General features: G+C 32.2%; 29 protein-coding genes. 24 read left to right on the plus strand and 5 right to left on the minus strand.

Annotated elements, in window-relative coordinates; all coding sequences use genetic code 11:
• Position 1 precedes the first annotated feature (1 nt).
• Positions 2-883 (plus strand): 5'-3' exonuclease, encoded by an 882-nt coding sequence (locus JVU85_RS02175; protein WP_021458786.1) that lies wholly within the window; start codon positions 2-4, stop codon positions 881-883.
• 18 nt (positions 884-901) lie between these two features.
• Here the strand turns inward: JVU85_RS02175 and JVU85_RS02180 are convergent, their stop codons facing one another.
• Positions 902-1,318 (minus strand): ribonuclease HI family protein, encoded by a 417-nt coding sequence (locus tag JVU85_RS02180; protein ID WP_021458787.1) that lies wholly within the window; start codon positions 1,316-1,318, stop codon positions 902-904.
• Positions 1,319-1,672: 354 nt separating this feature from the next.
• On the opposite strand from JVU85_RS02180, the gene JVU85_RS02185 reads away from it, so the two are divergent.
• Positions 1,673-2,236 (plus strand): RBBP9/YdeN family alpha/beta hydrolase, encoded by a 564-nt coding sequence (locus JVU85_RS02185; RefSeq protein WP_021458788.1) that lies wholly within the window; start codon positions 1,673-1,675, stop codon positions 2,234-2,236.
• 33 nt (positions 2,237-2,269) lie between these two features.
• Here JVU85_RS02185 and JVU85_RS02190 read toward each other — a convergent pair whose 3' ends face one another.
• On the minus strand, positions 2,270-2,974 hold the full coding sequence (locus tag JVU85_RS02190; RefSeq protein ID WP_021458789.1) for a queuosine precursor transporter: 705 nt from the start codon (positions 2,972-2,974) through the stop codon (positions 2,270-2,272).
• Positions 2,975-3,340: 366 nt separating this feature from the next.
• Between JVU85_RS02190 and JVU85_RS02195 the strand changes: the two genes are divergently transcribed.
• The 19 genes from JVU85_RS02195 (at position 3,341) to JVU85_RS02285 (ending at position 20,682) form a co-directional block, all read left to right on the plus strand.
• Positions 3,341-3,535, plus strand: a complete 195-nt coding sequence (locus tag JVU85_RS02195; protein WP_021458790.1) for a zinc-finger domain-containing protein — start codon at positions 3,341-3,343, stop codon at positions 3,533-3,535.
• Between the two features lie 11 nt (positions 3,536-3,546).
• Positions 3,547-4,662 (plus strand): conserved virulence factor C family protein, encoded by a 1,116-nt coding sequence (locus JVU85_RS02200; protein WP_021458791.1) that lies wholly within the window; start codon positions 3,547-3,549, stop codon positions 4,660-4,662.
• A 57-nt stretch (positions 4,663-4,719) separates the two neighbouring features.
• Positions 4,720-5,154, plus strand: a complete 435-nt coding sequence (gene brxA, locus JVU85_RS02205) for a bacilliredoxin BrxA (RefSeq protein ID WP_002511151.1) — start codon at positions 4,720-4,722, stop codon at positions 5,152-5,154.
• 158 nt (positions 5,155-5,312) lie between these two features.
• A complete protein-coding gene (locus JVU85_RS02210; RefSeq protein WP_021458792.1) occupies positions 5,313-6,269 on the plus strand; it encodes a thymidylate synthase in 957 nt (318 codons plus the stop codon).
• Between the two features lie 98 nt (positions 6,270-6,367).
• Positions 6,368-6,886, plus strand: coding sequence for a dihydrofolate reductase (locus JVU85_RS02215; RefSeq protein WP_002511149.1), 519 nt, complete (start codon positions 6,368-6,370; stop codon positions 6,884-6,886).
• Entirely contained in the window at positions 6,861-7,700 is an 840-nt protein-coding gene (locus JVU85_RS02220) for a DegV family protein (RefSeq protein WP_002511148.1), read from the plus strand. The genes JVU85_RS02215 and JVU85_RS02220 overlap by 26 nt, the downstream gene beginning before the upstream one ends.
• A 117-nt stretch (positions 7,701-7,817) precedes the next feature.
• A complete protein-coding gene (gene msrA / locus JVU85_RS02225) occupies positions 7,818-8,345 on the plus strand; it encodes a peptide-methionine (S)-S-oxide reductase MsrA (protein ID WP_002511147.1) in 528 nt (175 codons plus the stop codon).
• Positions 8,338-8,766, plus strand: coding sequence for a peptide-methionine (R)-S-oxide reductase MsrB (msrB, locus tag JVU85_RS02230; RefSeq protein ID WP_002511146.1), 429 nt, complete (start codon positions 8,338-8,340; stop codon positions 8,764-8,766). Before msrA ends, msrB begins: the two co-directional genes overlap by 8 nt.
• Positions 8,767-8,780: 14 nt before the next feature.
• Entirely contained in the window at positions 8,781-9,281 is a 501-nt protein-coding gene (locus JVU85_RS02235) for a PTS sugar transporter subunit IIA (protein ID WP_002511145.1), read from the plus strand.
• Complete coding sequence (locus JVU85_RS02240) at positions 9,281-9,502, plus strand: YozE family protein (protein WP_002511144.1); 222 nt, start codon at positions 9,281-9,283, stop codon at positions 9,500-9,502. Before JVU85_RS02235 ends, JVU85_RS02240 begins: the two co-directional genes overlap by 1 nt.
• Positions 9,503-9,631: 129 nt before the next feature.
• On the plus strand, positions 9,632-11,095 hold the full coding sequence (locus JVU85_RS02245; protein ID WP_021458793.1) for a S41 family peptidase: 1,464 nt from the start codon (positions 9,632-9,634) through the stop codon (positions 11,093-11,095).
• Between the two features lie 16 nt (positions 11,096-11,111).
• Positions 11,112-11,621, plus strand: coding sequence for a GNAT family N-acetyltransferase (locus JVU85_RS02250; protein ID WP_021458794.1), 510 nt, complete (start codon positions 11,112-11,114; stop codon positions 11,619-11,621).
• 14 nt (positions 11,622-11,635) lie between these two features.
• Positions 11,636-12,709, plus strand: coding sequence for an undecaprenyldiphospho-muramoylpentapeptide beta-N-acetylglucosaminyltransferase (locus tag JVU85_RS02255; RefSeq protein ID WP_002511141.1), 1,074 nt, complete (start codon positions 11,636-11,638; stop codon positions 12,707-12,709).
• 18 nt (positions 12,710-12,727) lie between these two features.
• Positions 12,728-13,342: a phosphatase PAP2 family protein gene (locus JVU85_RS02260; RefSeq protein ID WP_002511140.1), complete on the plus strand. Its 615-nt coding sequence runs from the start codon at positions 12,728-12,730 to the stop codon at positions 13,340-13,342.
• Between the two features lie 380 nt (positions 13,343-13,722).
• Positions 13,723-14,385 carry a response regulator transcription factor gene (locus tag JVU85_RS02265; RefSeq protein ID WP_002511139.1) on the plus strand — a complete coding sequence of 221 codons (663 nt, stop codon included), beginning with the start codon at positions 13,723-13,725 and terminating at the stop codon, positions 14,383-14,385.
• Positions 14,382-15,737 carry a HAMP domain-containing sensor histidine kinase gene (locus JVU85_RS02270; RefSeq protein WP_021458795.1) on the plus strand — a complete coding sequence of 452 codons (1,356 nt, stop codon included), beginning with the start codon at positions 14,382-14,384 and terminating at the stop codon, positions 15,735-15,737. The genes JVU85_RS02265 and JVU85_RS02270 overlap by 4 nt, the downstream gene beginning before the upstream one ends.
• A 255-nt stretch (positions 15,738-15,992) precedes the next feature.
• Positions 15,993-18,794 (plus strand): 2-oxoglutarate dehydrogenase E1 component, encoded by a 2,802-nt coding sequence (locus JVU85_RS02275; RefSeq protein ID WP_204172065.1) that lies wholly within the window; start codon positions 15,993-15,995, stop codon positions 18,792-18,794.
• A 13-nt stretch (positions 18,795-18,807) separates the two neighbouring features.
• A complete protein-coding gene (gene odhB, locus JVU85_RS02280) occupies positions 18,808-20,082 on the plus strand; it encodes a 2-oxoglutarate dehydrogenase complex dihydrolipoyllysine-residue succinyltransferase (protein WP_002511136.1) in 1,275 nt (424 codons plus the stop codon).
• Between the two features lie 405 nt (positions 20,083-20,487).
• Positions 20,488-20,682, plus strand: coding sequence for a hypothetical protein (locus JVU85_RS02285; RefSeq protein ID WP_002511135.1), 195 nt, complete (start codon positions 20,488-20,490; stop codon positions 20,680-20,682).
• Between the two features lie 96 nt (positions 20,683-20,778).
• Here JVU85_RS02285 and JVU85_RS02290 read toward each other — a convergent pair whose 3' ends face one another.
• A complete protein-coding gene (locus JVU85_RS02290) occupies positions 20,779-21,327 on the minus strand; it encodes a helix-turn-helix domain-containing protein (protein ID WP_002511134.1) in 549 nt (182 codons plus the stop codon).
• 276 nt (positions 21,328-21,603) lie between these two features.
• Entirely contained in the window at positions 21,604-21,834 is a 231-nt protein-coding gene (locus JVU85_RS02295; RefSeq protein ID WP_002511133.1) for a hypothetical protein, read from the minus strand.
• 246 nt (positions 21,835-22,080) lie between these two features.
• On the opposite strand from JVU85_RS02295, the gene JVU85_RS02300 reads away from it, so the two are divergent.
• A complete protein-coding gene (locus JVU85_RS02300; protein WP_021458797.1) occupies positions 22,081-22,653 on the plus strand; it encodes a dihydrofolate reductase family protein in 573 nt (190 codons plus the stop codon).
• Between the two features lie 72 nt (positions 22,654-22,725).
• Here JVU85_RS02300 and JVU85_RS02305 read toward each other — a convergent pair whose 3' ends face one another.
• A complete protein-coding gene (locus tag JVU85_RS02305; protein WP_002511131.1) occupies positions 22,726-22,923 on the minus strand; it encodes a hypothetical protein in 198 nt (65 codons plus the stop codon).
• Positions 22,924-23,110: 187 nt separating this feature from the next.
• Here JVU85_RS02305 and JVU85_RS02310 point away from each other — a divergent pair, with 187 nt between their 5' ends.
• Together JVU85_RS02310 and JVU85_RS02315 are read left to right on the plus strand one after the other, a co-directional pair.
• Positions 23,111-23,923 (plus strand): VOC family protein, encoded by an 813-nt coding sequence (locus JVU85_RS02310; RefSeq protein ID WP_021458798.1) that lies wholly within the window; start codon positions 23,111-23,113, stop codon positions 23,921-23,923.
• 19 nt (positions 23,924-23,942) lie between these two features.
• Positions 23,943-24,146: a DUF6501 family protein gene (locus JVU85_RS02315; RefSeq protein ID WP_021458799.1), complete on the plus strand. Its 204-nt coding sequence runs from the start codon at positions 23,943-23,945 to the stop codon at positions 24,144-24,146.
• Positions 24,147-24,255 lie beyond the last annotated feature (109 nt).

Below are 24,255 nucleotides of genomic sequence, written 5' to 3' on the forward strand. Positions count from 1 at the left end.
TATGGCAAATAGAATATTGCTTGTTGACGGTATGGCGTTATTATTTCGTCATTTCTATGCAACGAGTATACACAAACAATTCATGCGTAATTCAGCAGGTATACCAACGAATGGCGTTCAAGGTTTTGTTAGACATGTATTCACTGCACTTAAGGACATTGAGCCAACGCACGTGGCCGTGTGTTGGGACATGGGACAACAAACTTTTAGAAACGATATGTTTACAGGATATAAACAAAACCGTCCTGCACCTCCAGAAGAGTTAATACCACAGTTTGATTTTGTTAAAGAGATTTCTGATCAGTTCGGCTTCGTTAATGTGGGAGTAACAAATTATGAAGCCGATGATGTCATCGGTACGTTAGCTCAACATTATTCTGAAACAGATGAGGTATTTGTCATTACAGGTGATCGTGATATCTTACAATGTATTAACCAAAATGTTGAAATATGGTTAACTAAAAAAGGGTTCAATATTTATAATCGCTATACGTTAGATCGTTTTACAGATGAATATGGACTTCAACCTAAACAATTAATTGATGTTAAAGCATTTATGGGTGATACTGCAGATGGATATCCGGGAGTAAAAGGCATTGGTGAAAAAACTGCTATTAAGTTAATTCAACAACATGGCTCAGTGGAAAATGTTATCAATGCAATAGACCAATTGACAGTTGGCCAACGTAATAAAATTGAAAACGATATGGATAACCTTAAAATTTCCAAATCATTAGCTGCAATTCATACAGAAGTACCACTTAACTTACAGCAGTTGTTAACTGATATGCAATTTGGTACAACTCTGACAAATGCTTTAAATATTTGTCAGCAACATGAATTACATGTGTCACAAAAATATTTAGCAACACATTTCAAATAATAAAAAGAAGGAAGTCAGTTATTTTGACTTCCTTCTTTTGCTTTGCGTAACCATTTTATATAGCGCTTGTTGCGCATAATGATTAGCCTCTTTATTTTGCGCTCTTGGTACCCATTTCACAAACATTAACTCAAACATAGGTGCTTTAGTCATTATTTGTGAATAGTAATGTTTAAACTTTTCATTTTTAACAGCTTCTTGATTCATACTATCTTCGATTAATTTTGAATCCGTAAATACTAGAGCATTAGACACGTTATGTTCTAGCGCACACGATAGTGCAAAATCAAAGGTTGCCCATTCTGCACTATGATTATCTAATTCACCCAAATATTGTTCAAATACTAAATGCTCATCGTCAGTCACTATAATTACTGCTCCAACACTTTCACCTGGATTACCAGCTGTTGCAGCATCAAAATAAATTTTAGCCAAATGTCTTGCCACCTTACTGTTATAATCTATCTATTACTAGACTAGCATAAAGTTTTTCAAAAGCTAAATACAAACTGAGTATTGAATAATAATTACACTTAACTATAGTTCCAAGCGTTACAACTTAGACTAGTTTGATGTGTATAATAACAGACTGTAAGTTTTATTAATCAAGGCATTTCTCATAAGTAGATCAAATATTTGTGAAATCATAAAACTTTATTTATTACAATTTAACCAATGCTCCTTAATGAGAACTAACTGTTATAAATTATAATTAGGCACTATAGTCTATATAACGTCGGAAAATGGAGTATAATGCTTAGTAGGATTATCCACCTAAGGAGGTAAATCATGAAACAGTTATTTATAATACATGGCTATCAAGCCAATCCTAATAGTCATTGGTTTAACTGGATCGCACAAAAAATACAACACTATGGCTATACTACCGATATTATTGAATTACCAAATCCTCATAAACCTGAATATCATGCTTGGTATGATACTTTAAAACATCATATGGATCATGAATTAAATGATCAAACGATTATAATTGCTCATAGTTTAGGTGTTATTACAACGCTTAATTACCTTGCGCGTTTGTCAAAAGCACCAAATATTAAAGCATTAATTTTAATTTCAGGCTTTCACGAAAAATTACGCAATTTACCCGAATTGGATGCTTTTATCTCACAAACCATCGTAAGTAACATCAACGCTCAACATATTTTGGCGCTTGCAGCTACAAATGATCCTATTGTCGATAACGCCGCTTCTAATCGTCTCTCCCAACTATTAAATATTAATACTATAAACATTGAACATGACGGTCACTTTTTAGCTGAAGAAGGTTATACTTCTTTTGAATTTCTGTGGACTCAACTACAGCATATATTAAATAACAAAAAAGACTGAGGTCGAATAAACATTCAACCTCAGTCTTACTTTTTAATAACCTTCGTCTAGGTTCTTAATTTTACCTTTTCTATACATAGATTTAGCCCAATAACCAAATGGAACATTGAAAATTGTAGAAATTAATTTTAATAAATACGTAGTGATAAAGATTTCAAACACCGCACTATTAGGCATTGTGCCAAGAAATGCGATAGACACAAATAATGCTGTATCTATAATATTACTAATAATAGTACTGCCGTAAGCTCTCACTATAAATGTTTTATCCGAACTAAATACTTTTTTAATTAGATTAAAAATCATTACATCTAAATGTTGGCCGATAATATACGCAATAATTGAACCTAATGCAATACGTGGAACAACATTAAAAATTGTCACAAGTGCATCTTGAGAACTATCAACTGAAGAAGGGATGAAATGTAATGACATTTGCATCACTATAATCATTACTAACGTCGAACTAAATCCTAACCATACAGCTCTTTTGGCTATTTTTCTGCCATAGATATCATTTAAAATATCTGTCGCTAAATAAATAGAAGCGAACATCACATTACCTAATGTAGCCGATATAGTAAATAAATCTACTGTTTTAATCACTTGAATATTAGCAATAATCGTACCTATAGCTACCCAAGTTATGAGTCCATGTTTGCCAAAAAATCGATACATAGCTACTAACAATATGAAAGTAACTAAAAAAGTTAAAACACCAAATATTTCGTTATACATTTTCTTTCCTCCTAAATTTTGATAATGCGGGTGTTTAGAAACCGCAAAATTCAACCTATTCATTCTAATAAAATAACTATTGAAAAGCAATAGGCTAAGTTAATTTGTCATATTAAACTTAAATTTTATAACATCGGTTTTCAAATTTATAAATAATAGCTGTTATTTGCTATAATAATAGACACAATACGTATCTATCGCTAATATTTGATATACTACAAATTATAATATTTACAACTGATTTATACACACTAGTGGGCGACATTGCTAATTGATGTTAAAATAAAATTAACGCTTGAATGATAGTAAAATATACTATTATGTTCGGTCGTCTCTTAGTGCTAACAAGTTACATGAATTAGGAGTGTGAAAACTATCCTTACGTATACGGAGAAAGAAGCTATTGCGGCTATTGATAAATTGATGAACACATATTGTCATCAATGTTTACTAAAATCTCATATTAAACATACACAAGGAAAAACACAGGCACATCATTTTTGTATAAATGAATGTTCTGTCGGTAAACAAATTAAACAATTAGGAAATGAATTACAATAGGAGGTCATAGGATGGAAATTGTTAGAGTTGAACCAACACCTAGTCCAAATACAATGAAAATTGTATTAAGTGAAAAGAGGGAAGATAATAAATCAAACACCTATACTACAGTAAAAGAAGAGCAACCTAAGTTTATCAATGATTTATTAGCGCTAGAGGGTGTAAAATCAATTTTCCATGTCATGGACTTTTTAGCGGTTGATAAACAACCTAAATTTGATTGGGAAGATGTATTACCTCAAGTTACTGCAACTTTAAATGATGAAAGTGAAGAAGAGACTGCCACAGCACCAGATGAACACTTTGGTGAAATAAAAGCTGAAGTATTAATGTTTAAAGGAATACCATATCAAATTAAACTTACTTCATCTGACGAAGAAAAACGTAAACAATTACCAGAAATATATGTAGACAGTATGCTAGCAGCGCAAAAAGAAAATGATAACGTCGTATTTTTAAGAAAATGGGAAAACTTTGGTGCACGTTACGGTGATTTTGATGAAGTTATGTCAGAAATCACTGAAGAAATCTATGCTTTATACCCAGAATCACAATTGTCGACGCTTGTAAATAATGCTTTACAAACAGATATTGTTATCCCGGAAAAACATTATCAACATGTAACTTTAGATGACTTTAAGGCGACAGATGATTGGAAAGCACAATTACGTATGTTGAAACATTTCCCAACGCCAACATTAGATGATATTACATTATTAGATTATGTGATTTCAGAAGCAGCGAAAGTACCGTTACGCAGAGAAGCGGTTGTATTACTTGGGATGATTGAAGATGAACGTGTTTTACCTTATTTGTATAAAGGACTTAACGATAAAAGTCCAGCAGTTAGAAGAACCGCAGGAGATTGTTTAAGTGATTTAGGCTTTAAAGCAGCATTACCAGCAATGGAAAAAGCTTTAGCTGATCCACAAAAAATTGTCCGTTGGCGTGCAGCTATGTTCCTATTCGATGAAGGTGGTCCAGAACAACTTGATACATTAAAAGCTCACGTTGAAGATTCTGCTTATGAAGTCAAACTGCAAATCGAAATGGCAATATCACGTATTGAAAATGGTGATGAAGCTTTAGGTTCTGTATGGAAACAAATTGCAAATCGAAATAAGTAACTCATACATGTTAAAGATACATCGTAAATAGTGAAATTAAATTAGGAGAGTGTAACAATGAATGCTTACGAAGCTTATATGAATGAATTATCTAAACAAATGCGCGAAGAACTTACTACACATGGTTTTAATAGCTTAGAATCTGCGGACGCAGTTACGAATTATATGCAACAAGTTAATGCTGAAGATACTACTTTTGTAGTAATCAATTCAACATGTGGTTGTGCTGCAGGCCTTGCACGACCAGCAGCAGTTACTGTTGCTGAACAAAACGACAAAGTACCTAATCATAAAGTGACGGTATTTGCTGGCCAAGATAAAGAAGCCACTGCAGAAATGCGTAATTATATTCAACAAGTACCATCTAGCCCATCATACGCGCTATTTAAAGGGACAGAGTTAAAACACTTTATCCCAAGAGAGCATATTGAGGGTCGCGACATTCAAGATATCTGCATGGATATTAAAGATGCATTTGACGATCATTGTTAATATTTGAAAACTTAACAAGCAAGATAACTGTTGATTTATTAGCGATTGACACACGTGTCAATCGCTTTATTTTTCAAGAATAATGATTACGCTTTAAAAAAATGTCTTTATGAAATATTATTAATATAACGATTCAATGTGGAAGGAGTGTGGTGATTATGTTAAATGCTTTTGATCAAGCTTATCATGATCTATGTAACGAAGTACTAAACATTGGTAGTACAAAAGATGATAGAACAAAAACTGGAACAATTTCAAAATTTGGCCATCAACTTCGCTTTGATTTGTCAAAGGGATTTCCGTTATTAACGACTAAAAAAGTTTCATTTAAATTAGTTGCTACAGAGTTATTATGGTTTATTAAAGGCGACACTAATATTAAATATTTATTAGAATATAATAATAATATTTGGAATGAATGGGCATTCGAAAATTATATTAATTCTCCAGATTATCACGGACCAGATATGACTGATTTTGGTCATAGAGCGAATCAAGATGAAGATTTCAAAGCTTTATACCAAACTGAAATGAAAAATTTCAAAGCTAAAATATTAAATGATGAAACTTTTGCGGCAAAGTATGGTGATTTAGGTAACGTCTATGGCAAACAATGGCGTGATTGGGAAAATAAAGATGGTAACCATTTCGATCAATTGGCAACTGTCATTGAACAGATAAAACAAAATCCAAATTCCAGACGACATATTGTATCTGCATGGAATCCAACTGAAATTGATACGATGGCATTGCCACCTTGCCATACAATGTTCCAATTTTATGTTCAAGATGGCAAATTAAGCTGTCAACTATATCAACGTAGTGCCGATATTTTCTTAGGTGTACCTTTTAACATTGCCAGTTATAGTTTATTAACACATCTCATCGCCAAAGAATGTAACTTAGAAGTGGGAGAATTCGTTCATACATTTGGTGATGCACATATTTATTCTAATCATATCAATGCCATTGAAACGCAATTATCTAGAGATAGTTACGCACCTGCTACAGTTAAAATAAATAGTGACAAGTCAATTTTTGATATTAATTATGAAGATATTGAATTAATAAATTATCAATCGCATCCAGCGATTAAAGCACCAATTGCAGTATAAAAGTCTCTAAAGTTATAAAACAGTTAAATTTGTTATATAATAGACACCAAGTTAAATTAATAATTAAGAAGAACTAAGTTTTTTAAAGGAGGAACTTCATGACGCTTTCAATATTAGTTGCGCATGACCGCCAACGTGTCATTGGCGCAAACAATGACTTACCTTGGCATTTACCAAATGATTTAAAACATGTAAAACAATTAAGTACTGGTAATACATTAGTTATGGGGAGAGCAACTTATGAATCTATCGGTAAACCTTTACCTAATAGAAAAAATGTAGTACTTACGCGAAATCGTTCTTTTCATCCTGAAGGTGTAGAGGTGATACACTCTTTAGATGAAATTAATAATTTGCCAGGTCATGTTTTTATATTTGGCGGGCAAACATTATTTGAAGCAATGATTGATAAAGTCGATGACATGTATATAACGGTAATCGAAGACAAATTTAATGGCGACACGTTTTTCCCACCTTATACTTTTGAAGAATGGGATGTTGTTTCCTCAGTACCTGGTGAGTTAGATGATAAAAACACCATCCCACATACGTTTTTACATTTAGTTAGAAAGAATAATAGGGGGATAGCAAATGAAAAACAGGATAATAGTAACTGACTCTACATCTGATCTATCACAAGATTACTTGAATGACAACAACATACATGTTGTACCATTAAATTTGTCAATTGACGGAGTGTCATATGTAGACCAAATTGATATCAATTCAGAAGACTATATACAACGCATTGAGGAAGGTGCAGATGTTAAAACAAGTCAACCGTCTATAGGCAAATTTATAGAATTATATAATACTTTAGGTGACAATGGGGATGAAATTATAAGTATTCACATGACTTCCGGTTTAAGTGGTACTTATCAAACTGCATTGCAAGCGAGTCAAATGACTGATAGCAATGTTACTGTAATAGATTCAAAATCGATTTCGTACGGTTTAGGCTATCAAATACAACATTTAGTTACTTGGTGTAATGAAGGACATTCCACAGACGATATCTTACTAAAACTTGAAGAATTACAAAAAAACATCAAACTGTTTGTCGTCATTGGTCAATTAAATCAATTGATTAAAGGTGGACGCATTAGTAAAACTAAAGGGCTAATCGGTAATATGATGAAAATTAAACCTATCGGCACATTAGTCGATGGGAAAATTGAATTAATGCATAATTCACGAACTCAAAATGCGAGTATACAGTTTTTAAAGAAAGAAGTTTCTAAGTTTATCAAAAATCATAATGTTAAATCTATCGGTATTGCTCATGCCAATATAATCCAATTCGTAGATAAAATTAAAAAGCAATTTGCTGAAGAATTTGATCATCATACCTTTGATGTCAATACGACAACGCCTGTAATTACTACACATACAGGTCAAGGCGCGATTGGATTAGTAGTAGTTCGTTCATAAAGCTAATACAATTAACTATAGCAATTCAAATATCTTATTATTTCTGCTGTTAATAATTGCAAAATCCTTAATATATTATATATTTTATGACACACTAGTATTAGAGGGAGGTATTTTATGGCTTATGCAACATTAGCAGGTGGTTGTTTCTGGTGCCTCGTTAAACCATTTACTTCTTATCCAGGTATCGAAAGCATAATATCAGGTTATGCTGGTGGCCATGTAGAGAACCCGACTTACGAGCAAGTAAGTACAGGGCAAACCGGTCATGTTGAGGCAGTACAAATTTCATTTGACTCCGATATCACTTCTTTTGAAAATATTTTAGATATATTTTTCAAAACATTTGATCCAACAGATAATTCGGGTCAGTTTTTCGATAGAGGTCCACATTATGAGCCAGCAATATTTTATCATGATGAACACCAAAAAAAGGCTGCCGAGTATAAAATTCAACAATTAAATGAACAACAAATCTTTAATAAACCAGTCATTACACCAATAAAACCATATACAAATTTTTATCCAGCTGAATCTTATCATCAAGATTATTATAAAAAGAATCCTTTACATTATCAGCAATATCAAAAAGGTTCTGGTAGAAAAGCGTTTATTGAAAAGCATTGGGGGGAACAGAATGATTAAGAAAAGTAAATCAGAGCTATCTGAAATGGAATATTTAGTAACACAAGAAGATGGTACTGAACCACCATTTCAAAATGAATATTGGAATCATTTTGAAAAAGGGATTTACGTAGATAAATTATCAGGCAAACCACTGTTCACATCAGAAGAAAAGTTTGAATCTGATTGTGGTTGGCCTAGTTTCTCTAAAGCATTAACGGATGATGAAATTGTCGAATTAGTGGATAAATCTTTTGGTATGGTTCGTACAGAAGTAAGATCTGAAGACTCAAATAGTCATTTAGGTCATGTGTTTAATGACGGGCCACAAGAATCTGGTGGTTTACGTTATTGCATTAATTCTGCAGCAGTACAATTTATACCGTATGATAAATTAGAAGAACTAGGGTATGGTGATTTACTAACCCATTTTAATAAATAAGGAGCGAATACGATATGTTTAAAAAATTATTTGGAAAAGGTAAAGAAGTTAACAAAAATACGGAAGTTTTTGCACCAATAACTGGACAATATATTCAAATCGAAGATATTCCTGATCCAGTTTTTGCCCAAAAAATGATGGGAGAAGGCTTTGGAGTTAATCCTAGTGAAGGTGAAGTAGTTTCACCTATAGAAGGCAAAGTAGATAATGTATTTCCTACCAAACATGCTATTGGTTTAAAAGCTGAAAATGGTTTAGAGTTACTTGTACACATCGGTTTAGATACTGTACAACTTGATGGTGAGGGCTTTGAAGTATTAGTAGACAGTGGAGATACTGTCAATGTGGGTGATCCAATTTTACGTTTTGATATTGACTATATTCAAAAAAATGCTAAATCAACAAATTCTCCAATCATCATTACTAATTCAGATCAAACAAGTGATATAAACTTCGCTGAAGCTACTGATTTAATAAAAGGTGAAACTAAAATCGCTGATGTGACAATGAAATAATGAAAAACCACTCATTTTATCAATTTATATTAACCGTGAGAGGTCGAAAAGATGCAAAAGGTGAGCTTGCCGAAGAAATTTTTGATGACTTATCTTTTCCAAAACAAGAAAAGGATTTCAACCAATTATCGGATTATGTTGAAACTCACGGCAATTTTACAGTATCTATGGCAGTATTCGATGATTTATATGAAGAATACCAAGAGTGGCTTAAATTTTAAATATCAATATATTTGAGTTTCACATTTTAGATATATTAAAATATAAAAATAGAGTAAATAGCTGGGTGAAACGTATGAGTTCAAACCCAGCTATTTTACTGTTTAGTTAGATGATTAGGAAGTGAATTTATGACAGAACCACAAGATACACATACTGAAGACAGCACAGAGAAGTCTCAACCAGCTACAAAATACTTACAATTCAAACGGCGAAAATTTATTTGGCTTGTTATAGCTACTATTATATTAACAGCTTTGATTACGGTTTTTGCTACAATTGCCATCAGTAATTTTATGTCTGGACTTACTAGTGAACAACGTAAGGATGTAGCCAAAATAGAACAAGCCTATAAAACAATTGATAACGAATACTATAAAGACGTAAAGTCTAAAGAATTATCAGATGCTGCTATAAACGGTATGGTCAAACAACTTGATGACCCTTATTCAGAGTATATGACGAAACAACAAACTAAAGCATTTAATGAAGATGTCTCCGGTGATTTTGTCGGCATTGGCGCTGAAATGCAGAAAAAAAATGACCAAATTCAAATAACAAGTCCTATGAAAGACTCACCAGCTGAAAAGGCAGGAATACAACCAAAAGACATTGTTACTAAAGTTAATGGTAAATCTGTTAAAGGTAAACCTTTAGATGCTATTGTAAAACAAGTGAGAGGTAAAAAAGGTAGTGAGGTTACACTTACGATAAAAAGAAATGGTGAGGAACAAGACATTTCTATTAAACGTAATACTATACATGTGAAAAGTGTTGAATACGAAAAACATGGAAATAGTGGTGTGTTTAAAATCAATAAATTCCAAGATAGTACAGCAGGCGAATTAAAATCTGCAATTATTAAAGCACGCAAACAAGGAATTGATAATATTGTACTAGACTTACGAAATAATCCTGGTGGTTTATTGAATGAAGCAGTTAAAATGGCAAATATCTTTATCGACAAAAATAAAACTGCTGTGCAATTAGAAAAAGGGGAACATAAAGAACAGGTAAAAACACCGAACGACTCACTAAAAGAAGCTAAAGATATGAATGTTGCTATCTTAGTTAATGGCGGTTCAGCAAGTGCTTCAGAAGTCTTTGCAGGAGCCATGAAAGCTCATGATAAAGCTAAAATATATGGTAGTAAAACATTTGGTAAAGGGATCGTACAAACTACTCATGAATTAGACGATGGTTCTATCTTAAAATACACTGACATGAAATGGTTAACACCAGATGATAAATATATTCATGGTAAAGGGATAAAACCTGATGTTAAAATTGACACACCTGAATATCAATCATTAAACGTTATTCCAAATAACAAAACTTATGTAGAAGGTGACGAAACTAGCCATGTCAAAACAATAAAAATTGGACTTAAAGCATTGGGTTATTCCATAAATAACGAGTCTAAAACTTATGATAATGAATTAACTGAAGCAATTAAAAAATTCCAAAAAGATCAAAAATTAACTGTAAATGGTAATTTTGATAAAGAGACGAACAATAAATTCACTGAAATGTTAGTCAACAAAGCAAACGAAAAAGATACAGTACTTGATGAATTACTTGATAAACTTAAATAATACGAGGTGTCAGTCAATGATTCGTAATGCAACAATGAAAGATCTTGATTCAATAATGGTTATCGTAAATCAAGCAAAAGCAATTATGCAACAAGATAATAATCCACAATGGGATGACAACTACCCATTACAACAACACTTCGTGGGTGATATTGAAAACAAATCACTTTATGTGTTAGATGAAAATAATACGGTTTATGGTTTTGTTGCGGTCGACCAATCTCAAGCAGAATGGTATGATAGCTTAAAGTGGCCTATAAATAAAAATCAGGCATTTGTAATACATCGATTAGCAAATTCCCCTAATTATAAGGGAGGCGCTACAAAACTTTTTGCTTTTGCTTTAAATTTAGCCAAAAGCCTCGAAGTTGATTATGTACTTACTGACACGTTTGCATTAAATTATCGTGCACAACAATTATTCACTAAATTTGGCTTTACTAAAGTAGGCGAAGCCACAATGGATTATTTTCCATTTGATAAAGGGAAACCTTTTTATGCTTATTACACCAAATTAAAAAAATAGAGCGAGGTTGTTTTATGTCGAAAATAGCATTTACCGGTGGCGGTACTGTTGGTCATGTTTCTGTTAATTTAAGTTTAATTCCTACAGCGTTAGCGAAAGGACATGAAGCTTTTTATATAGGATCTCAAAAAGGGATTGAAAGAGAGATGATTGAATCACAGCTACCAGAAATCAAATATCATGTAATTTCCAGTGGGAAATTACGTCGTTATCTGTCTTTTGACAATTTCAAAGATATCTTTAAAGTTCTTAAAGGAATCATCGATGCGCGTCGCGTATTAAAGAAAGAAAAACCTGATTTGTTATTTTCTAAAGGAGGATTTGTGTCTGTACCTGTAGTTATAGCTGCTCGGTCTTTAAAAATACCAACCATCATTCATGAATCTGATTTAACTCCAGGATTAGCAAATAAGATAGCATTAAAGTTTGCTAAAAAAATATACACAACATTTGAAGATACGTTAAACTACTTACCTAAAGATAAAGCTGACTTTGTAGGTGCAACTGTCCGAGAAGATTTGAAAAGTGGTAATAAATCGCGTGGTTATCAATTAACGCAGTTTAGCAGCGACAAAAAGGTCTTACTAGTAATGGGAGGTAGCCTCGGAAGCAAAAAATTAAATGATACTATAAGAGGTAATTTAGATGCATTACTCAAAACATATCAAATCATTCACCTAACTGGTAAAGGACTATTAGACGAAAAGTATATTAATCGCCCAGGTTATATTCAGTTTGAATTTGTGAAAGATGACTTAACTGATTTATTAGCTATTACCGATACTGTTGTTAGTAGATCTGGTTCTAATGCGATTTATGAGTTTTTAACGTTACGTATTCCTATGTTACTCATTCCATTAGGTTTGGAACAGTCTAGAGGAGACCAAATTGACAACGCTAAAAATTTTGCATCAAAAGATTTTGGTAGATATATTTTAGAAGATGAACTTTCTGAAAACCAACTAGCTGAACAATTAGCTGATATAGAACATAACAGATCAGACATTATTGATAAAATGAAAACTTATAAAGAAAGTTATACTAAAGAAGATTTATTCGATAAAATCGTTACAGACGCAGAAGCTTAATAAGGGGGTCGTGGAGCAATGTCACACTGGAAAAGAATTTCATTATTAATCATCTTCACCTTAATATTTGGTGTCATTGCATTTTTCCATGAATCAAGATTAGGAAAATGGATTGATAATGAAGTATATGAATTTATATACTCATCAGAAAGCTTTATTACAACTTCAATCTTTTTAGGTGTAACAAAAGTGGGCGAAGTTTGGGCAATGGTATGCTTATCATTGTTATTAGTGGCATTCTTAATGCTAAAACGCTTAAACATTGAAGCATTGTTTTTTGCTATAGTTATGAGTTTATCTAGTACATTAAACCCTCTATTAAAAAATATTTTTGACAGAGAACGACCTACTTTACTCAGATTAATCGATATTTCAGGTTTCAGTTTCCCTAGTGGACACGCTATGGGTTCGACAGCCTTTTTCGGCAGTGCGATTTATATCTCGAATCGAGTAATGAAAGGGAAATCAAAAGGATTTATGATTGGCTTATGTGCATTATTTATCATAATGATTTCTTCTTCTCGCGTTTACTTAGGTGTACATTATCCTACAGATATTATCGCGGGAATTATAGGTGGCGTATTTTGCATTGTTTTAGCGACGCTAATGTTACGTAAAAAATTGAATATCTAAATTATTAGGTCATTTAGATAAAATATAAAGCTGACTTTACTAAAGTAAAGTCAGCTTTTATAATACGTTGACTCGCAACGTTAGTCTTTTACGGGCATATAAAAGGGGATATTTCTGAAAATGATCAATGCTAATAAGAACGTAATGTGTGGGGGGAATGTCTTATTTAGTATTGATAATCATTTTCAATTACATTATACAACATTGAGAATCATTGTCAATTAAATCCTTAGAATTTTTTTTAATTTTTCGTTTTATGAGTTAAGTTAACACATTATTTAATGTAATGAGCTATGCTATTGTTCATTCGAATAGCTTGCTAAAATAATATGGTTATAATAAGATTATTTAATTACTAAGATGCATATGAGGTGCGATGTATGACAAAAATATTAATTGTTGAAGATGAGCAAAACCTTGCTCGCTTTATCGAATTAGAACTAAAACACGAAGCGTATGAAGTTGAAATTGAAAATGATGGACAAACCGGCTTAGACAGAGCATTGGAATATGAGTTTGATTTGATTTTACTTGATTTGATGTTACCAAATATCAACGGTTTGGAGATATGTCGTCAAATACGTCAAGTTCAAAATACACCTATTATCATGATAACTGCGAAAAGTGACACCTATGATAAAGTTGTTGGTTTAGATTATGGTGCAGATGATTACATTGTAAAACCATTTGATATAGAAGAATTACTGGCACGAATTCGTGCTATGTTAAGACGACAACCACAAAAAAATGAGATTAACATTAATGGTTTAGTAATTGATAAAGGTGCATTTAAAGTATCTGTTAATGGTGAACATGTTGGACTCACTAAAACTGAGTATGACTTATTATTATTACTTGCTGAAAATATTAATCATGTTATGCAGCGAGAACAAATAATAGAATATGTATGGGGCTATGATTCAGAAGTAGAAACTAATGTAGTTGATGTTTATATTCGTTACTTACGTAATAAGTTGAAACCTTTTGATAAAGATAGCTACATAGAAACTGTTAGAGGCGTAGGATACGTGATACGAAGATGAAACAACGTAAATTAAAAACTCAATGGATGCTTATCACTACTACAATCACATTTTCTACTATATTAATTTTTAGTTTGATTATTATATTCTATTTAAGTAGTGCTTTGAGGCACAATGAAGTTAGCGAGGCAGAACGTAGTTCAAACGATATTAACAACTTATTTCAATCGCAACATATTAAAGATATTACGCCACTAGATTTAAATGCATCATTAGGTAATTTTCAAAAAGTTATTTTGTTTGATGATCACGGCCAACAAATTATCGAAACATCAAATGACAATTCCATTAAGTATTCTCCAACTATAAAGCCATCTAAATTTCATCAGATTGAAATCGAAAGTACTGGCAACAAAGATTACCTAATCGTTACAAATAGCGTGCACAATGATAATTTTGATGGTTACAGTATGATTGTTCATTCATTAGATAATTATAATACATTAGTAAACTCGCTTTACTTTTTCGCTTTTGCTTTTGGAATAATTGCTACTATTTTAACAGCTATTATCAGTTATTTTGTGTCATCACAAATTACTAAACCACTCATTACAATGTCTAATAAAATGCAACAAATTAGAAGGGATGGTTTCCAAGAACAATTACAATTGCCTACAAATTATGAAGAAACAGATAATTTAATTGATACATTCAACGAAATGATGGCTCAATTAGAAGAATCATTTAATCAGCAACGACAATTTGTAGAAGATGCATCGCATGAATTGCGTACACCATTACAAATTATTCAAGGTCATTTAAATCTTATACAACGGTGGGGTAAGAAAGATCCTGCAATCTTAGAAGAATCATTAAATATTTCACTAGAAGAAATGACTAGAATTACTAAATTAATCGAAGAACTTTTACTATTAACTAAAGACAATAACAATGTAAACGAGCGTGAAATAGAAATAGTAGATATTAATAAAGAAATTAAGTCACGCATTAAATCTGTTGAACATTTGCACCAAGATTATACCTTTGAATTTATACCATATCCTAAACCTTTAAATATTAAAATCAATCGCTATCAATTCGAGCAGGTGTTGATTATATTTATTGATAACTCCATGAAATATGACCAGAAAAACAAACAAATAACAATTCAAACCGGTCTTAAAAACAAACAAATTTCAATAGAAATTACTGACCATGGCTTAGGTATTCCGCAAGAAGATATTGAATTTATCTTTGACCGTTTCTATAGAGTAGATAAATCTCGTGCACGTAACTTAGGTGGCAACGGCTTAGGACTGTCTATTGCGAAAAAAATAATCGAGTACTATGGTGGAACAATTCAAGTTGATAGTGAATTAGGAAGTTATACTACATTTAAAATTACATTTTAACAATTAAATATAATAATACAAAAATAACTATGATTAGTTTGTCGAAAAGAAGGGCAAAGTACAACTGATTGTAGTTATTTTTTTAATTACAGCAACTTTTTAATCAATAAAGAAAGCATCAAAATATAGATACAATAGCAATTTTATTTTGTTGATTGATTTTTGCGTTATACAAGCTTTTGCTACTTTAATTTCAATTGATTTAATGCTATTATTGATTTGTAAGCGTTTCAACTATTTTGTGGAGGGTGTAAAATGAGCAACGAAAGACAGGTAACTGAGGCACCTGTAAATTTCGGGACAAATCTAGGATATATTCTTGATTTGTATGACAACTATTTAGAAGATCCGACTGCAGTCCCTGAAGATTTGCAAGTCCTTTTTAGTACAATTAAAAACGGTGAAGCTAACATCGAAACCAAATCAGGCGTTCAAAGCGCTAATACCAAAGCAGATAGCACGATCAAACGTGTTATGAGATTAATCGATAATATACGTCAATACGGGCATTTATTGGCAGATATTTATCCAGTTAATCGTCCTGAAAGAAATCATGTACCAAAGTTAAATATTGAAGATTTTAATCTTGATAAAGAGACTTTGGAAAGTATTTCGGCTGGTATTGTATCTGAACATTTTAAAGATATTTACGACAACGCATACGAGGCTATTGTTCGTATGGAAAAACGTTACAAAGGTCCTATTGCCTTTGAATATACACACATTAATAATAATAGAGAGCGTGTATGGTTAAAACGTCGTATAGAGACACCTTATAAAGCCACACTAAATGACAATCAAAAAATTGAATTATTTAAAAACCTTGCACATGTCGAAGGTTTTGAAAAGTATTTGCATAAAAACTTTGTAGGCGCAAAGCGATTCTCAATTGAAGGCGTCGATACACTAGTACCAATGTTACAACAAACATTGAAATTAGCAGGTAATGAAGGTATACAAAACATTCAAATTGGTATGGCACATAGAGGACGTCTTAACGTCTTAACACACGTGCTAGAAAAACCATATGAAATGATGTTATCTGAATTTATGCACACTGATCCAATGAAATTCTCACCAGAAGACGGTAGTTTATACCTGACTTCAGGCTGGACAGGCGATGTAAAATACCATTTAGGTGGCGTGAAAACAACATCTTCTTATGGTATTGAACAACGTATTTCACTTGCTAATAACCCAAGTCACTTAGAAATTGTTGCACCAGTTGTTATTGGTAAAACAAGAGCAACACAAGATGACACTAAAAAAGCAGGCTCGACAACAACTGAATTTAATAAATCTATGCCAATTTTAATTCATGGTGACGCAGCTTATCCTGGACAAGGTATCAATTTTGAAACAATGAACCTTGGCAATTTAGATGGGTATTCTACAGGTGGTACGCTACATATTATTACAAATAATAGAATTGGTTTCACAACAGAACCTGAAGACGGACGTTCTACAACGTATTCATCTGATGTTGCAAAAGGCTATGATGTGCCAATTATGCATGTTAATGCAGATAATGTAGAAGCCACTATCGAAGCTATTGAAATTGCAATGGCATTCAGAAAAGAATTCGATAAAGACGTGGTTATTGACTTAGTTGGTTATCGCCGTTATGGACACAATGAAATGGATGAACCATCAATCACTAATCCAGTTCCATATCAACAAATACGTGATCATGATCCAGTCGATATTTTATATGGTAATCAATTAGTTGAAGAAGGTATTATTTCGAAGGATCAAATGAATAATATTTTTGATGAAGTTCAAAAAACATTACGTGCTGCACATGATAAAATCGATAAAAATGACAAAATGGATAATCCAGATATGCAAAAACCTGAGAGTTTACAACAACCTTTACAAGGTGATGATCGTCAATTTACTTTTGAACAATTACAAGAAATAAATGACGCTATGCTATCTTATCCGTCTGATTTTACTGTGTTGAAAAAACTAAACAAAGTATTAGAAAAACGTAAAGAACCATTTAACTCTGAAGATGGATTAGTAGACTGGGCTCAAGCTGAACAATTGGCCTTTGCGACTATTACACAAGATGGCAAACCAGTTCGTTTGACTGGGCAAGATAGCGAACGCGGTACATTTAGTCATCGTCATGCAGTATTACATGATTCAGAAAATGGCAATACATTTATACCGTTAAATCATGTTCCAAATCAAAAAGCTACTTTCACAGTTTATAATTCACCATTATCAGAAGCAGCTGTAGTTGGTTTTGAATACGGCTATAATGTACAAAATAAAGATTGTATGACTATTTGGGAAGCACAATACGGAGACTTTTCAAATATGTCGCAAATGATTTTTGATAATTTCTTATTTAGTGCACGAGCTAAATGGGGAGAACGTTCAGGTTTAACATTATTATTACCTCATTCATTTGAAGGTCAAGGACCAGAACATTCTTCTGCAAGACTTGAAAGATTTTTACAACTTGCGGGCGAAAATAATATGACTGTTGCAAATCTTTCAAGCTCAAGTAACTATTTCCATTTACTTAGAGCGCAAGCTGCTAATTTAGGTACTCAATCAATGAGACCATTAGTAATTATGTCTCCAAAAAGTTTATTGCGTAATAAAACAGTTTCAGATCCAATTTCTAAATTTACTTCAGGCAAATTTGAACCAATTTTAACTGAAGAACATGATAAAGAAGCTGTTAAAAAAGTGGTTTTAGCGTCAGGTAAAATGTTTATCGATTTAAAAGAGCATTTGGCTAAAAATCCAAACAATTCTATTTTATTAATTGCTGTTGAAAGATTATATCCATTCCCAGCATCAGAAATAGAAGCTATTTTAAATGATTTACCAAACTTAGAAACTGTCGCTTGGGTACAAGAAGAACCTAAAAACCAAGGCGCATGGTCATTTGTTTATCCATACTTAAAAGAGTTAACTGTAGACAAATATGATTTAAGCTATCACGGACGTATCCAACGTGCAGCACCAGCTGAAGGTGATGGCGAAATTCACAAACTCGTACAAAATATGATAATTGAACAAAGCACAAATAATAACTAGGGGGAAGTTAGGCATGCCAGAAGTAAAAGTTCCAGAATTAGCAGAATCAATCACAGAAGGTACCATAGCAGAATGGTTAAAACAAGTAGGAGATAGCGTCGATAAAGGTGAAGCTATTCTCGAATTAGAAACAGATAAAGTCAATGTTGAAGTAGTTTCAGAAGAAGCAGGTGTATTACAAGAAACTTTAGCCAACGAAGGTGATACTGTTGAAGTTGGTCAAGCTGTTGCAGTTGTAGGAGAAGGTTCAGGCAATGCAAGTAACAGCAATGAAGATACTTCATCACAACAATCAACTGAAGCATCTTCAACTGGAGAGGCAGCGTCCACTTCAGATGAAGCACCAAAAGCAGAACAAAATGACTCTACAGATTCAACACAACGCGTTAATGCAACACCATCAGCACGTAAATATGCTCGTGAAAAAGGCGTTAATTTAAACGACGTGGCAGCAAAATCAAACGATGTTGTACGTAAAGAAGATGTTGATCAACAACAAAATGGAGCAGCTGCTTCAAACAATAAACCGGCTGAAAGTAGTAAAAAACAAGAAACACCAGCTCCAGCAGCTCAAAAACCTTCAAAACCAGTTAAACGTGAAAAAATGTCGAGACGTAAGAAAACTGCTTCTAAAAAATTACTAGAAGTATCAAACAATACAGCAATGCTTACAACTTTCAATGAAATTGATATGACAAACGTTATGAACTTACGTAAACGTAAAAAAGAACAATTCATTAAAGATCATGATGGCACTAAACTTGGTTTCATGTCATTCTTCACAAAAGCAGCTGTTGCAGCATTGAAAAAGTATCCGGAAGTTAACGCTGAAATCGATGGCGATGACATGATTACTAAAGAATACTACGACATTGGTGTTGCTGTTTCTACAGATGATGGTTTACTTGTACCATTCGTTAGAGATTGTGATAAGAAGAACTTTGCGGAAATTGAAGCTGAAATTGCCAATTTAGCAGTTAAAGCACGTGATAAAAAATTAGGTTTAGATGATATGGTCAACGGATCGTTTACTATTACAAATGGCGGTATTTTTGGTTCAATGATGTCAACGCCAATCATTAATGGTAGTCAAGCAGCAATCCTAGGCATGCACTCTATCATCACACGTCCAATTGCTATTGATGCAGAAACTATTGAAAACCGTCCAATGATGTACATTGCATTAAGCTATGACCACCGTATCATTGATGGTAAAGAGGCAGTAGGCTTCTTGAAAACAATAAAAGATTTAATTGAAAACCCAGAAGATTTACTATTAGAATCTTAATACACAACATAAAATAGTTTATTAACCTCAATACAACGGCGCACAGCGTCGTTGTATTTTTATGTATTTATTCATTTGTGGGAAATTCCCATAAAACTTCTCCTTTATTAGCTTAAGTATTTGTAAGATTAACATGGCGACTGTTAATCTAAACATCAACTTTTCACGTTATTGGGCTGCTCTTAATTGAGTAGCCTTTATCTTTTATATGGATACATGATATAAATTTGGCGTATAGCTTCGTATATACGTTACGTATGCTATGAATCTCATCCTTAAACACGTGAATTATCTAACTGCGCTATGCGCTAAAAACGGGCTTAAAATTCAAATTAGAGACATTGTACGAATATATGCGTAAGGTGTTATTATACTTGCAAACGATAAATTTGTGAGGTGTTGAACATGACTGAAAATGAACACAATACAAGTAGAAATAGAAAGCGCAAACCACTTACATTGCATGAGAAGTGGAGAATAGACGGAGAATTAATTAGAAAGAGCGACCCTGAATATTATGATAGTGAGCAATCTAAAAAAGATTTTAAGGCAAACCTTGAGAAAATACAAAAAATTCTTCAGAAAAATAAAGAACAATAGCTAATATTAAAGCTTTAATATGAAATAGTTAATTAATCTTAATACAACGGCGCACAGCGTCGTTGTATTTTTATTTCATTACCGTCATTACGTAAATTAATAATGTATAACGATATGTAACCGTGCAGTTTCATTATGTTCATTGTTATATTGATGAAACATATTGCCATTAAATTTAATAGATTCATGCTGCTGTAAAATGAACTTTTCTCCATCTAATGTAATTGTTACTGTCCCATCATATACCGTTATATACTTCATAGAGCCAGCACCATGAGGAGATACACTAATTTTTCCACTTGGTTCAATGACAGCCATAAAACTTTCAATTTTTCTTTCAATATCAAATTTAAATATAGAAAATATTTGATATTTGTTGTGCTCTGAAGATAGTGCTTGTGTCTGATCTAACGTTATTTTGTTAATGATAGCATCACTTTCTTGCGTTAATTCTGTGAAAGATACTTTTAATCCACTAGCAATTTTCCATAACGTAGTAATAGATGGTGTTGATGTTTTACGTTCTATTTGACCTAACATTGTTTTACTAACTCCTGTAAGTTCTGATAAATGGTCTAGTGAATAACCATGTTGTTTTCTAAATAACTTTATATTGTCAGATATAATTTCATTAATTTCTTTCATAATTTATACACCTCAAAGGTCATTATAACGTACAAAAAGAACAAAACAAAGAACAATCGTTAAAGTTAACTATTTGTGCTTTATATAAATTATAGAGGTGGGGGAGGTCTTTATTTACCGTCTCAATGCCTATTTGAACCGCAACAAGAACTTTTGTGTTAACTAGTAAATACACTGTCAGCACAACTATAAATTAAAAAAGCAACGCCTGTTGATAGACATTGCTTTAAAGATTTTATTATAAAATCCAAATTGTAAACTTCATTCACTATAATATTAACCGATAAAAATAAGAATGATACCGATAATTAATAATGCTATAGACACTCGGGGTTTTGATTGTTGAAATAAATTACTTAATAAAACTATAGCAATACCAATAATGAGGAATTGATTATTAAATGTCGTCACTCCCATAAAGTCACCAATCATCATTATTAGTCCATAAATTAATACAATGATTAATAACACTGTACAGAGTACAGAAATAAATCGGGCTATTTTCAAAATTACCATCTCCAAATTGTTAGTGATTTAAATGCTACATATCACATTGTACTAGTGAAATGAGCTAAAACAAAAGTATGTTTGAACTTTTTAATAATAAATTTCAATTGTTATATACAACAAATTAATGATCAAACATTAGCTTTCTACTGTAATATGTCTGTTTCATAGTTTAAAATAAGCTACTGTATAACTAACTTTTTGATAAAGCATATTTTCATAATTAAAAATTTAAGGAGGGGTTTTATGACTAGAAAAGTAATCTTAAATCTTGCAGTAACTTTAGATGGTTTTATAGAAGGGCCAAACAGTGAAATTGATTGGTGCATTATGGAAGATGATATGCAATTCGATAAATTTTTAGAACAAATTGATACGATTCTGTTTGGACGCAAAAGTTATGATTTATGGACCGAATATCAACCTAATAGCAATACTCCGCAAAGTGAATATCATATGTGGGAATTAATGCAAAACACCCACAAATATGTTTTTAGTCGTACACTACAATACTCTAATCCTACAACTACTTATATTAATAATCATATTGCCAACACTGTAAATCACTTAAAAGCTCAACCCGGCAAAGATATTTGGCTTTACGGTGGCTCTAGTATTATCACAACATTTTTAAATCAAAATTTAGTCGATGAATTGCAGTTAGCTGTGCATCCTATTATTTTAGCTGCTGGTACTCCACTTTTTGAAGCTATTAACAACCAAAAACAGTTAGAACTCTCTACAGTAAATACTTACAAAAGTGGAGTAGTACAATTAATTTATCGTCAAAGTACAAAAAATAAGTCAGAAAACAGTTAAACTTAACACTGCATCTGACTTAGTATTCGATTAACACTTGTTGTTTACTAGTTTGTATGCAATTAAAGTTGCTTAAATTGAGTAGACAATGACTTCGATAATGGCAATAATTAAAAATACTACAAATACTATACCGAAAATTTTATTATTTGGCGCTTTATCTTTGGACGACTTTTGGTTGTTTTTATTTTTCAAATTCGTAAAGAATGTAATGCCTGAATACACTGCAATTAATACTGTGATGCCAAATAATAATAAGAAGTTAATCATTCAAAAACCTCCTTATTTAATATTATTGTTAATAAGATAATATTAGTTGTTTATATCTTTATTTTAATACAAAATATCATTTTATCAACTTTGTTTCTTGTTAATTCAACATATTCAAAGTTCATTCTATAAATTAATTAGAAAATACGTTATAATAAACCAAAAGAATGTATTGAGGTGTCTATGAATGAATGGTCTTAGAAGTGTTACGATTGGAACGAGCGATTTAAACAAATCTCAAGCACTATTAACTGATGTGCTAGGTATGACTGTTGGACAAAAAAAGCATGCTTTACGTTTTGGCGATGCAGACTTAGCGTCTGGTACTCGTGTACATGTAGTAGAAATTCCTAACTATAATATTGCGAACAACCAAATTAACAGCATTGGCTTACGTGTACCCACAGATGAAGCTTTATTAGAGTATCAAGCTATTTTGAAAGATGTTGGTATAGACTATAGCGCTATTACAACTTTAAACGATCATCAATACTTTCACTTTAAAGATCATGATGGGCAACAATTTGCCATTTACTCCAATGAGCATAATAGTGGGACACCTTTAGGTATGCCATCTTTTGATAGTTCAGTGAATCCATTGCATCAAATTCAAGGACTTGCACCGGTTATTATAAAAGTGAATGAACCATTACTAACACAATCTATTTTGTCTAAAGTGTTTAATCTTACTCATTACGCAGAATATGTTGCATCGGACAACGATGATTTCAAAGTTCAAGTTTTCAAAATTGGTGATGGTGGATTAGGGGGCGAATTGCATTTATATCCTGCTGCCGAAGAAATTAACATGCCTGCACATGGGATTGTAGAACAAATAGAATTCGCAACTGAATCAACAGAGGAATATCAACATGCTTTACAACAATTAGAAGTTATTGGCATTCCATACCAAACACTTGATCAAGGTGACGCCCAATCATTAAGAATTTCAGAAAATAGCGGAATTACATTTATTTTAACATTAGAAAAAACAAAGTAATGAAAGGATTTTATAAAAAATGCTACACGAAACATGGAAAACACATGAACCACTTAAGAAAGTAGAAGTTGTGCATACAAATGCACAAAAGTTTAAAGTATCTGATATGTTGACAGTAGGCAAACAATATGACGTCATCAATGAAACCGAAGATTATTATCAAATTATTGATAATGCTGGTTTAGTTGGTGGTTATTATAAAACTTATTTTAAAGAAGTTTAACATCTAACTAAAAGACATTAATATTAAACATGAGTAATACATGATTAGAATAGTAGACTAGGGTGATTTTTTACTCCAGTCTCTTTTTTAATGACAACACATTTACTGA

It is taken from the genome of Staphylococcus sp. GDY8P72P (genome assembly GCF_016890655.1).
Taxonomy (GTDB): domain Bacteria; phylum Bacillota; class Bacilli; order Staphylococcales; family Staphylococcaceae; genus Staphylococcus; species Staphylococcus arlettae.